At 46.1% G+C, this 12,928-nt stretch carries 8 protein-coding genes; 4 read left to right on the forward strand and 4 right to left on the reverse strand.

Annotated features, from left to right (window positions below; all coding sequences use genetic code 11):
- Nucleotides 1-61 precede the first annotated feature (61 nt).
- The 3 genes from nth to pheS form a co-directional block, all read right to left on the reverse strand.
- Complete coding sequence (nth, locus tag DW096_RS04155; RefSeq protein ID WP_005826369.1) at nucleotides 62-736, reverse strand: endonuclease III; 675 nt, start codon at nucleotides 734-736, stop codon at nucleotides 62-64.
- Complete coding sequence (locus DW096_RS04160) at nucleotides 733-1,929, reverse strand: MFS transporter (RefSeq protein ID WP_118930935.1); 1,197 nt, start codon at nucleotides 1,927-1,929, stop codon at nucleotides 733-735. The genes nth and DW096_RS04160 overlap by 4 nt, the downstream gene beginning before the upstream one ends.
- A gap of 106 nt (nucleotides 1,930-2,035) precedes the next feature.
- Nucleotides 2,036-3,070, reverse strand: a complete 1,035-nt coding sequence (gene pheS / locus DW096_RS04165) for a phenylalanine--tRNA ligase subunit alpha (protein WP_016273196.1) — start codon at nucleotides 3,068-3,070, stop codon at nucleotides 2,036-2,038.
- 356 nt (nucleotides 3,071-3,426) lie between these two features.
- On the opposite strand from pheS, the gene DW096_RS04170 reads away from it, so the two are divergent.
- From DW096_RS04170 to DW096_RS04185, 4 genes are all read left to right on the forward strand, one after another.
- Nucleotides 3,427-6,069 carry a zinc-dependent metalloprotease gene (locus tag DW096_RS04170; protein WP_087332731.1) on the forward strand — a complete coding sequence of 881 codons (2,643 nt, stop codon included), beginning with the start codon at nucleotides 3,427-3,429 and terminating at the stop codon, nucleotides 6,067-6,069.
- A 43-nt stretch (nucleotides 6,070-6,112) separates the two neighbouring features.
- Nucleotides 6,113-9,406: a SusC/RagA family TonB-linked outer membrane protein gene (locus DW096_RS04175; RefSeq protein WP_016273198.1), complete on the forward strand. Its 3,294-nt coding sequence runs from the start codon at nucleotides 6,113-6,115 to the stop codon at nucleotides 9,404-9,406.
- 19 nt (nucleotides 9,407-9,425) lie between these two features.
- Entirely contained in the window at nucleotides 9,426-10,763 is a 1,338-nt protein-coding gene (locus DW096_RS04180; RefSeq protein ID WP_005826376.1) for a RagB/SusD family nutrient uptake outer membrane protein, read from the forward strand.
- A gap of 117 nt (nucleotides 10,764-10,880) precedes the next feature.
- Nucleotides 10,881-12,077, forward strand: a complete 1,197-nt coding sequence (locus DW096_RS04185) for an MFS transporter (protein ID WP_118930934.1) — start codon at nucleotides 10,881-10,883, stop codon at nucleotides 12,075-12,077.
- Here DW096_RS04185 and DW096_RS04190 read toward each other — a convergent pair.
- A complete protein-coding gene (locus DW096_RS04190; protein WP_118930933.1) occupies nucleotides 12,005-12,928 on the reverse strand; it encodes an urea transporter in 924 nt (307 codons plus the stop codon). The two genes, DW096_RS04185 and DW096_RS04190, sit on opposite strands and share 73 nt — an antisense overlap.

The following is a 12,928-nucleotide window of genomic DNA, read 5'->3' on the forward strand; positions in this document are numbered from 1 at the left end:
ATTTCTTTTTAGTGAGCGCAAAGTTAGCATTTATTTCTTTTTTTTGCTATGAAACCGTTGTTTATTCTTTGTCTTTGCCGCTCTCTTTGCTAACTTTATATTTCTGGCAGTAATATTTGCACATTAATTGCAAACCGCAGGTATCACATTGTGGAGTACGTGCCTGGCATACATAGCGACCGTGCAGGATAAGCCAGTGGTGAGCTATGGGGATGTCTGTTTCCGGTATATGTTTTACCAATTCTTTTTCGACACTGAACGGAGTTGTACATTTATCTGATACGAGACCCAGGCGATGGCTGACGCGGAACACGTGTGTGTCTACTGCCATAGCCGCTTTATTGAAAACAACGGATTGGATGACATTGGCTGTTTTGCGGCCTACGCCGGGCAGTTTTACCAGTTCTTCAAGGGTATCGGGTACCTCACTGTTGAATTCTTTCACCAACATCTGTGCCATGCCTACAAGATGTTTAGCTTTGTTGTTGGGATAGGAGACGCTGCGGATATACTCGTATACCACGTCGGGAGTAGTAGCGGCGAGTGCTTCGGGAGTAGGGAAGTCCCGGTAAAGGGCGGGGGTAATCATATTGACGCGTTTGTCCGTACATTGTGCAGAGAGAATAACTGCTATCAACAGCTCGAACGGATTGTCATAATGCAACTCTGTTTCGGCTACGGGAACGTTCTCCCTAAACCAAGCAAGGATTTTTTCATAACGCTCTTTCTTTCTCATCTTAATTTGTTTTTATGATAGTGAGGAGATACTTTCAGATTGAAATAGAAGATGGAGATAACCGTGAGGCAGGCTCCGAAAAAATATGCCATATCGAATGAGGTAATCTGTGCGATATAACCTCCTGCTGTCAGACCTATACCAATGCCTACATCCCATGAAGTCAGGTAGGTAGAGGTGGCTGTTCCGCGCTGGTTGTTGGGGGCCAGGTTTACGAACAGCGTATTGAAGGCGGGGAACATCGTCCCGAAGCCTACTCCCAATAGGAGGGCAACCATAAAAAACAATATGTTTGTCAGTTCCGGGACGGTCTTCATCAGTAGTCCGCAAGCGGACAATATGAAGAAACAGCTACATACCAGATATAGTCCTAAAGTTATGACTTGGGTGATACGTCCTTTATCCACTTGTTTGCCGGAGAACATACGGGACACTGCCATGCCGACGGCCATAAAAGTAAAAAACAATCCGGAATTCAAGGTAATTCCTATTTCTTTGGCATACATGGCTACATAAGTGCTTGTCATGCCATATGGTATGGAGAGCAATAGCAGTGCGATTCCTGCCGGGATACCTTTCAGCAGCACAAAGCGGTCCAATGAGATAGGTTCTCGTTTGACTGGTTGTTTGGGTGGGGTCTTGACGAGGCATGCGGCAACAAAACCGATAGTTCCTGATATGAGCGAGCAGGCAAAAATCGTTTCAAAGGAATATATGTCATGCATGAAAAGACCAATCATCGGGCCGAAGCTCATGGCTGTATTGTTCATCAGTCCATAATATCCTACGGCTTCGCCGCGACGGGACGAAGGGGTAATGTCAATCACAATTGTATTTCCCGCTACGGTCACCATTCCAAATGCAAGGCCGTGGACAACCCGCAACATGATGAATAAAGATAGGACTCCCGCTAACATGTAACCTGCGAAAATGGTGATAAAGACGAAGTATGCCACCAGATAAAGAGGCTTGCGGGCTAGCGTGTCGAGCAGGTATCCCGAAAACGGGCGTATGCAGAGCGAGGCAATGGTGTAGCATGACAAGATGACACCTACTGCTGCATTTCCGGTATGGAATACCTCAGTCAGGTAGAATGGAAGAACCGGTAGTATCAGATAAAAGGCAAAATACAAAAGGAAATTGGCAGCCAGGATAAGGCAATAGCCGGAAGTTACAAGTTTGTCTTTTGCCATAGCGAAAAATAGTGGTTAGCGATGAGTGGTTAGCGATGAGTGATTAATGATATGCTGAAAATGCGCAACTTATTAATCACTAATCACTAGCCGTTATTCACTATATTTAGTAAGCGCTCTCGAATTCTTTCAGGAAGCGTGTGTCATTTTCAGAGAACATACGAAGGTCTTTCACCTGGTATTTCAAGTTGGTGATGCGTTCTATACCCATACCCAGGGCATACCCGCTATACACTTTACTGTCTATTCCGTTCAGCTCCAATACATTCGGATCTACCATACCGCATCCCAAAATTTCTACCCAACCCGTGTGCTTGCAGAAGGGGCAGCCCTTGCCGCCGCAGATGTTGCAGCTGATGTCCATTTCGGCACTCGGCTCGGTGAAGGGGAAGTAGGAAGGACGCAGACGAATCTTGGTGTCACTGCCGAACATCTCTTGCGCAAAGAGCAATAAAGCCTGCTTCAAGTCGGTGAAAGATACATTGCGGTCTACGTACAAGGCTTCTACTTGGTGGAAGAATGCGTGTGCGCGGTAGCTGATGGCTTCATTACGGTATACACGTCCCGGACAAAGCACGCGGATAGGAGGCTGTGTAGTCTCCATAACACGGCTTTGCACGCTGGATGTGTGTGTGCGAAGAATGATGCTGTGCGATACGTTTTCTGTATCATTTTCGATGAAGAATGTATCCTGCATGTCGCGTGCCGGATGGTCTTCGGCAAAATTCATGGAGGAGAATACGTGCCAGTCGTCTTCCATTTCCGGTCCGTCGGCGATGTTGAATCCCATACGGGCAAATATATCGATGATTTCGTTTCTCACGATGGAAAGCGGATGGCGAGTTCCTAATTCTACCGGGTAGGCTGAACGGGTCAAGTCAATATCGTCACAGCCGGTATCCTGGCTTTCGAATTGTTCCTTCAAGGCGGCAATCTTTTCTTGTGCTTTGTTTTTCAGTTCGTTCAAGCGCATTCCCACCTCTTTTTTCTGTTCGGCGGCTACATTGCGGAAATCTGCCATTAAGTCATTGATGGCTCCTTTTTTACTGAGGTATTTGATGCGGAGTGCCTCTAATTCCTCGGCGTTAGCGGCTTTCAGCGCCTCTACTTCCTGCAGAAGCTGATTGATTTTAGCTATCATATCGTTGTTATCTTATTTATTTTCTAAGTTAAAAACGGTGCAAAGATACAATATTATCATTGTTTTGCCGCCAATTGGGGAAGATTATTTGGTGTCAGTGGTACAAAATTTCATGTGAAGAAGAAATGATAGAGGATGGGAGAAAAGATGATATATATGTAAAAGTCTTCATATTGTTTATGGAAAAAACATAAATGAGCGTTGTTTAGTGACTTTTAAAATATACTTTTCGTATCTTTGCGCCCCGTTTACCGTTCTATGGAGGTAGAACAAACTGGCGGTTGGTATTTATTAACATACGTCAAAGAGAGAGAGTTAACGGAGTAATTGTTGCATTAAAGTTAGAGTTTGAATTGATGAAATTGAAGACAATCCTGCCAGTCGTGGCAGTTGCGGGAGTACTCATGTGTGAGCCTGCCGTATTGTTGCATGCCGGTACATCTGATTTTGCTTCTCCCGAAGCTATGGGATGGTTCCGTAAGAAAAAGAAGAGTGAAACCAAGGACAGCGTTCAATCCAAGAGCGACTACGAGAAATTGACAGGTTCCGGTGCTATTGCCCGCAAGGGAATGTTCAATGTTTACCAGAAGAAGAGCGATTATTACTTTGAAGTGCCGGCAAGGCTGCTGGGACGTGATATGCTGGTAGTAAATAAATTACAGCGTGTTCCTTCCGAACTGAATGAGGCAGGTGTGAACCGTGGTACGAATTACGAAAATCAGATGGTGCGTTTTGAATTGGACAAGGCTGCCAACAAGCTGTTGGTACGTCAGAGCCGTCCTCTTCCGTTGGCGCCGGATGAGGATGCCATACGGCAGTCCGTACTGGATAATTATATTTCTCCGCTGATAGCCGGTTTCAAGATTGAGGCATTCAATAATGACTCTACCATGATAGTGGTCAAGGTCAACGATATTTATGATGGTACAGAGACGAGTATCAATAATGTCTTTACGAATATCAACCTGGGAACTTCGGCCATCAAGAATCTCTCCCGCATTTTATCTATCAAAGCTTTTGAGAACAATGTGGTAGCCACTTCCGAGTTGACAACTAAGGTGACCGAGGGAACAACGACTGTGTTTGTTACGGTCGAAGTCAGTTCCTCTCTGTTGCTGTTGCCGGAGAAACCTATGATGGGACGTCTGGATAGTCCGCGCGTAGGTTACTTTACCAATCCGTTGTTGAATTACAGTGACGGTCAGCAGCGTGTAGACAAGAAACCCTTCATCACCCGCTGGCGTCTGGAACCGAAACCGGAAGACCGGGAGCGTTACCTTCGCGGTGAATTGGTGGAACCGGCCAAGCCGATTGTGTTCTACATCGAGAACTCCACTCCCCGTCGTTGGCGGAAATATATCAAGCAGGGAATCGAGGATTGGCAGGCTGCTTTTGAACGTGCCGGATTCAAGAATGCTATCATAGCCAAGGAACTGACGGACAGCATGAATGTGGATAAGGATGACGTGAACTACTCCGTGCTGACCTACGCCGCCTCCACCAAAGCCAATGCCATGGGCCCCTCTATCCTCGACCCCCGTTCGGGCGAGATATTGGAAGCGGACATCATGTGGTGGCATAATGTGCTGGGCATGCTCCAGGAATGGATTACAGTGCAAACCGGTGTCGTACGTCCCGAAGCAAGAGGAGTAAGGCTGCCGGATGAACTGATGGGTGATGCCATGCGTTTTGTGGCATGCCATGAGGTGGGGCACTCGTTGGGCTTGCGCCACAATATGATTGCTTCCTGGACTTTTCCGACAGATTCCCTGCGTTCCAAAACATTTACGGATCGTATGAATACCACTTCCTCCTCTATCATGGACTATGCACGTTTCAACTATGTGGCACAGCCGGGTGACGGTGTTACGGCGCTTTCTCCCCATATCGGTCCGTATGATATGTTTGCCATAGAATACGGCTATCGTTGGTATGGTAAAGAAACCCCAGAGGCAGAGAAGGACTTGCTTGCCGACTTCCTGAGCCGTCATACAGACCGTTTATATAAATATAGTGAGGCGCAGGATGTACGTGATGCCGTAGACCCGCGTGCGCAGAATGAAGATTTGGGCGATGATGCTGTCCGCTCATCTCTGCTGGGTATTGAGAACTTGAAGCGTATTGTTCCTCAAATCATCCAATGGACTACTACTGGCGAGAAAGGACAGACTTATGAAGAAGCTTCCCGCCTATACTATGCGGTTATCAACCAATGGAACAATTACCTCTATCATGTATTGGCAAACATCGGTGGTATCTATATAGAAAACACCGTTGTGGGCGACGGACAGAAAACCTATACTTTCGTAGAAAAAGAAAAGCAGCAAGCCGCCCTGAAGTTTCTGCTGGACGAAGTGCTGACCTATCCCAAATGGCTGTTCGACACGGAAGTTGGAGAGTACACTTACTTGCTGCGCAACACTCCACTGGGCGTAGTGGAGAATGCACCGACACAAGTGTTGAAGAATGCCCAATCCTATATCCTTTGGGATTTGCTGGGCAACAACCGCCTGATGCGTATGTTGGAGAACGAATCGGTGAACGGCAAAAAGGCTTTCACGGTGGTAGAGCTGATGGATGGCCTGCATCGCAACATCTTTGCCACTACGGAACGCGGTGCCTTGCCGGACGTCATGACACGCGCCTTGCAGAAGAACTTCGTAGATGCACTGATTACAGCAGCTGCCGAAAGCGAAGGAGTGAAAATAAACAAAAAACTGATGGACAACCACTTCTTGCTGGACCATCAGACTGCCCTTTGCAGCTGTGACGAGCATGCCGGTAAGACTTTGGATGCCGACCGTATGGGTGCACACCGCGAACTGAACTTCTACGGTTCGCAGATAAACCGCGTATCTGATGTCATCTCCGTGAAGCGTGGTGAGTTGCTTCGCATCAAAGAATTGCTCCAAAATCGTCTGGGTGCATCGGATATAGCCACTAAATATCATTATAAGGATTTGATTTTGCGTATCAATACTGCATTAGGAGTAAAGTGATTTTTCTTTTCAATAGAGTATTAATTAATTTTATATGTAACGCATGAAAAAACGTGTATTAATCGTTTTGCTATGCTTTGTAGGAGCTTTGTCATCTGCTTTTGCTGCAGAGAAAAAAGTCCAGGGCGTAGTAATATCTTCAGAGGATAACCTACCGCTTATCGGTGCTTCCGTTTATGTGACTGCGGAAGACTTGAAAAAGGCGGGGAGTGCTCAGACTACAATGGGGGTCATCACTGATGTGGATGGTCAGTTCTCTATCGCTATACCTGCGGGGATAACCCGTTTCTTTTGTAGCTACGTGGGATATGACGTATTGGAAGTGAAGCTTGTTCCGGGAAAGGAACATTATGAAATAACACTTCATGCATCTTCCCAAATGCTCGATGCCGTCGTTGTGACGGGTTACCAGACAGTGGAGCGCCGCAAGCTGACGGCAGCGGTATCCAAACTGGATATATCGGACGAGACCATCGGTGCAGTAAAAAGTATCGACCAGGCACTTGCCGGACAAATTGCCGGACTTTCTGTCAGCCCGACTTCCGGTGCTCCGGGTGCTCCGGCAAAGATACGCATTCGCGGTACCGCTTCATTGAATGGTACACAAGACCCTTTGTGGGTGCTGGACGGCATTCCTTTGGAGGGAACGGATGTTCCCGAACCGGATGAGCTGAATGACATAACCAACATGAAGCAATCTTCCATTGCAGGCTTGAATCCGGCTGATATTGAGAATATCACCATTCTGAAGGATGCGGCAGCCACTGCCATCTATGGTGCGAGGGCAGCCAATGGCGTCATTGTGATTACAACAAAGAAGGGTAAGGTCGGTAAACCGGTTATCAGTTTCTCGTCCCGGTTTACCTATACTCCTACATTGAGCCTTGACCGGTTGAACTTGCTGAACTCAGCGGAGAAAGTCGGATTGGAAATGGATATGATCCGTAATAACTATTCTCCGGACAATCATAAAGGAGGCGTATATAATATTCTTTCCAATTACAATGAGTTGTCTGCTTTCCAGAATGGAGGATGGGATGCCTTGAGCAGTGATACACAAGCTGCCATCAACCGTTTGAAGAGTGTTAATACAAACTGGGGAGATATCCTTTTCCGCGATGCTTTCAGCCAGGAATATAACTTGAGCCTTTCCGGCGGTACGGAAAGGGTTACGTATTATACCTCTTTCGGCTATTATAAAGAGGATGGAAATGTGGACGGTGTGGGTATGGACCGTTTCAACTTGGTAGGAAAGACTTCCTATAAGGTGAACAGTATACTGAAAGTGGGTGCCTCCATGTTTGCCAACCGTCGCAAAAATACCAATTACTTGACAGATGCATACGGTATGTCGAATCCCGTGTTCTATTCACGCAAGGCTAATCCGTATTTTGAACTTTATGACAAGAATGGCAACTATAATTACGACTACGATATTCAGAACAACACTGATAAGGATTTAGGATTCAACATCTTTGAAGAACGGCAGAACACGTCTAATGAAAGCGTGGTGAATTCTTTTTCATCTATATTTGATGCGGAGCTACGGTTCAATGACAAGTGGAAGCTGACTTCCCAGTTTGGCTATCAGTTGGAAAAGACTTCCAGAGAAGAAATAGCGGACTGGGAAAGCTATGCCATGCGCTATTACTATAAGTTGAGCGAATACTCCCAGGGCGGAGAAACCAAACACTTCCTGCCCGAAGGAGGTATGCAGAAGTCTTATGAAAACTCCAATTCACAGATTACTTGGAAGGCGATGGGAGAATATCGCGACAGTTTCAATGATATTCATGAACTGGAAGTGATGGCGGGTACCGAGCTGCGCAAGACCTGGTATGAAACCTTGTTTTCGGCAGGGTATGGCTTCGACCGCAAGACGTTGACGACCAAACCGGTGATTTTCCCCAACGAAAGTTACGCCACGTCTTTCCCGCTCCATCAGACGACGTATAAGGAGAATGCTTATGTATCTTTCTACTCTACGGCCTCCTACTCTTTATTGAATCGCTACACGGTGGGAGGAAGTATCCGTTTTGACGGTTCCGATCTTTTCGGTGTGGATAAGAAGTACCGCTATCTTCCTCTTTATTCTGTCAGTGCCTTGTGGCGTCTGTCGCAAGAACCGTTTATGCAGCAGGCCAAGTGGGTGGATAACCTGGTGTTCCGTGCATCTTACGGTCTGCAGGGAAATATTGACAAGAATACTTCTCCGTTCCTGCTGGGTACATATCGGTCGGAGAGTATTTTGCCCGGAGTATCGGAAGATGTAATTATCATTAATTCCGCTCCCAACAAGAAGTTGCGTTGGGAAAAGACGCAGTCTGTCAATGCCGGCTTTGATTTTTCTGTATTGAACCAGGCTATCAATCTGAGCGTGGACTATTATTACCGTAAGGGTACCGATTTGATAGCTTTGCGCATGCTTCCTCTGGAGACGGGCTTTACTTCGATGAACGTCAACTGGGCAAGTATGGAGAACAAAGGTGTGGAAATCAGCTTGTCTACCCGTAACATAACGACAAAGAACTTCTCCTGGTACACAAATTTCAATTTTGCCTATAACGGTAATAAGGTATTGCAGGAAAACATACCGGAGCAGCAGACCACTCCGGGACGTGAAGGCTATCCCGTAGGGGCAATTTTCGCACTGAAGACTGCGGGAGTGAATAAGGAAACCGGTAATATGATGTTCTATAATCCGGAGGGAGAGAAAGTGACCTTGAAGGAGCTTTACCGCCTGAAGGACGAGTGGGGGATAGGTATTGCCTCTTCCGATGTAACTGCAGCCGAAGAGAGAACCTTTTATTCGTATATCGGGAGTAGCGATGCTCCTTATACGGGAGGTTTGATTAATACCTTCAGCTATAAAAACTGGGAGCTGAATGTCAATTTCTCTTTGACGTTTGGCGGGTATGTACGTACGCAACCCTCTTATGACATCATCAATCCGGATTATGGCAAGAACTATAATGCGGATGTGCTGAACCGCTGGACTCCGGAAAACCCGAATGCGGAGCTTCCGGCATTTATGCTGAGTGCTTCCAACCCGGAAGAGTACTCCTGGTATGATTCTAAAACCATCTGGAGAGATTTGGATATCTGGGTGAAGAAGCTGAACTACGTACGTTTGCAGAATCTGCGTCTGGGTTACCGTATCCCTGAGCTCCTGACAAAGCGTTTGGGAATGAACTCGGCAACGGTATCTATTGAAGGACGCAATCTCTTCGTGTTTGGTTCGGGATATAATAACTACATGGATCCGGAGTCGATGTACAATCCTTATGCAACTCCCGTACCCAAGTCGGTTACATTCAGTTTGAACTTGAATTTCTAACTTCAAAAGCAGAAAGAAAATGAAGAAAACAATAAGTCTGATGATAATGGCCTGCATGCTTCTGCTTGCGGCATGCGACAACTATCTGGATATACAGCCTACCGGTAGTGTCATTCCCAATTCTTTGGCTGAGTATAGAGCGTTGCTTGCCCGTTCTTATAAGGACGTGAGTAAATTCAGTGACCGGGGAATGGCTTGTTTCCGTTCCGACGAGATGCAGGTTCGGGATAATGAATATGACCAAAATTATTATATGGATATAGAGCGCTGGAACGACCTTGCTCCCAATGCCTATACCTCATCGTTTGAATGGGCCAAGTATTACAATGTGCTTTTTATTGCCAATCACGTTATTGAGAGCAGAAGTGATATTAAGGAAGGCACTGAGGAAGAGATAAATCAGCTTGTAGGAGAAGCGTATATGCTCCGTGCTTATGTACATTTCTTATTGGTAAATCTTTATGGACAGCCCTATACTAAGGAGGGAGCTTTGGATACCAAATCGGTACCGCTGAAATTGGATACGGATTTAGAGAAAGTCCTGAAACGCAATACGGTGGAAGAAGTTTATACTTCCATCCAAGCAGATATTGACGAGGCACGCAAGCTGGTCATGAAGGCAGAATGGGAACAGAGATATTCATATCGTTTCAATGCGGCTTCGGTAGAGGCGTTTCAATCACGCGTATCCCTTTATAAGGGCGAGTGGCAGGCGGCTTGGGATGCTGCTGAGGCAGTGCTTGCCGTGAAGTCTGTATTGGTAGATTTGAATGATGCCGCTGCAACTCTTCCTAACAGTTATAATTCCGTGGAAAATATTACTCCACTGGAGACACCTCTGAGCAGTACAATCAATGGGGCTGCTCTGGCTACTCCGGTTTTTCTCTCCCTTTATGCTGAGAACGACCTTCGGCTGGACAAATATTTTGCTGAAACGGATGAAAAAGGTTTCCGGAAGAATAAGAAGGCGGGAAGCAATAACTACTTGTGTACTTTCCGTGTGGGTGAAATATATCTGACGGCTGCTGAGGCTGCTGCCCGACTTGGAGAACTGTCTCAAGCACGTACTCGCCTGCTGGAACTGATGCGGAAACGTTATGCACCGGAGGCCTACGAAGCGAAATCCGTTGTTGTCAATGCCATGGATAAGGAAGCGTTGGTACAGGAAATATTAGATGAACGTGCCCGTGAACTTGCTTTTGAAGGACATCGCTGGTTTGACCTTCGTCGTTCCACCCGTCCGCGTTTGGAGAAAGTGCTTGATGGTACGCGTTATGTACTCGAAGAGAATGATGCCCGCTATACATTGGCCATTCCGAAAGAAGCCATAGAAGCCAATCCGGGATTGCTGAACTGATAAAGATAAAACTCCCCGATTCTGTATTGACGAGAATCGGGGAGTTTTGTCTTTATGTGGATTGGATATGTATTTTTTACGTACCTTTGCACCGTTTTTTGTAATAGACAGTATAAGATGATACAGAATCAGAGACCTCCTATCCGTAGAATTGCTTTTCCTATTCTTATAGCATTGAGTATTTCGCATTGTTTGAACGATATGCTGCAATCGGTTATTTCGGCAGTATACCCTTTGTTCAAGGAGGATTTATCCTTGAGTTTTGCCCAGATTGGTCTGATTACGTTGGTGTATCAGATGTCGGCGTCCGTGTTTCAGCCTCTAATGGGATTGTTCTTTGATAAGCGCCCCATTGCCTGGTCATTGCCGATAGGTATGGGCTTTACTTTGGTCGGTATCATGAATCTGGCTTTTGCTACTAATCTGTATTGGTTGCTGGCTTCGGTATTCATTGTGGGTATCGGTTCGTCTGTACTCCATCCGGAGGCGTCACGTATTACTTTTCTGGCTTCCGGCGGAAAACGCGGACTGGCGCAGTCTCTATTTCAGGTGGGCGGGAATTTGGGTGGCTCGCTTGGACCGTTACTGGTGGCTTTGCTGGTAGCTCCTTACGGGAGGCATCACATTGCCTTGTTCATGGTTTTTGCCTTGATTGCCATCGTGGTGATGATTCCTATATGTCGTTGGTTCCGTTCCTACTTGAACCACATCAAGAAACGCCCGATGCTTGTGGCAGGAAAGATAGAACGCCCTCTTTCCTCAAAGATGACGGTGTTTGCCATAAGTATTCTGCTGATACTTATCTTCTCCAAATATATCTATATGGCAAGTTTGACGAGCTACTATACATTCTATCTGATCCATAAATTTGGTGTTACTGTTCAGGCTTCACAGCTTTTCTTGTTTGTCTTCCTGGTAGCCACTGCCATCGGAACATTGGTGGGAGGTCCCGTAGGTGACAGGGTAGGACGTAAATATGTCATCTGGGCTTCCATTCTTGGAACGGCTCCATTTAGTATGATGATGCCTCACGTAGGGCTTGCATGGACAGTAGTGCTGAGCTTCTGTGTCGGTCTGATGCTTTCTTCCGCTTTTCCTGCCATATTGCTGTACGCCCAGGAATTGCTACCCAATAAGCTGGGTTTGATTTCCGGGTTGTTTTTTGGTTTCGCTTTTGGAATTGCCGGTATCGCTTCGGCTGTATTGGGAGGTATGGCAGATAAGTATGGTATAGAGGCTGTTTATAATGTATGTGCCTTTATGCCTTTACTGGGGTTGGTGGCTTGCCTTCTGCCTAATTTGAAAAAGAGATAGAGATTTTTTATTCCCATTGTCAGCCATACGGAGAGAACGAAAGGTGCGGTCAATGTAATAATTCCCCAATTCATTCCCACAATTTGCAATACAACAGAGAGTAAAACGGAACATGCAGCCCATATACAGCTCATCCAGCTTTTACCTCCTAAAGCAAGGGCACACAATACGCCATTATATCCCATCAGACCCATATTCAAAGCTTCGGAATCCACTCCCAATAATGTGGCTAGGAGGAGGGGGAGAAGTGCTCCCAATATGGTATATACTGCTGCATTCCGGGAATTCACGAGAATGCCTGCAAGGAAAAATAGTCCGGTCATCATGTTTCCTTGAAACATCACCTGGCCTATGCCCATACTGAAACATTGTAAGTAATTTATGGAGGAAGAAGCGGGTGTTTCTGTATCAGAGACGAGTAGCATGTCAGGCATCAGCCAACTGCACAATCCCAGCAGCATCCATACAGAAAGGATAAAAGGGGTAGTGAATCCGGGCAACACGCGTTGCATGTTGAAAAACCGTGCAATGTAGGTAGATGCACACGAGGCAATAGCCATCAGCATCAAGGAACTTACAGTCAGAAGCATAAAGACCCCTACGGCTATTCCTACCAGTGTACCGTTAAAACCATATAATCCATTTTTTATATCATCACGGTCATATCCTGAGATACGGCCTGTCGATGTACTTATTATGTTGCCACTTACAGCCAATAGGCCCATTTGCCATGAATTCAAAAAGATTCCAATTAACATCAATAATCCGGACAATGCATTGTTTTGGAACATGACTTGCCCTATGCCACGTCCTAAAATAAGTAATGACTTGCGTGTAAAAGCTTCTTTCAT

The organism is Bacteroides sp. AM07-18 (assembly GCF_003602695.1).
GTDB lineage: Bacteria > Bacteroidota > Bacteroidia > Bacteroidales > Bacteroidaceae > Bacteroides > Bacteroides uniformis.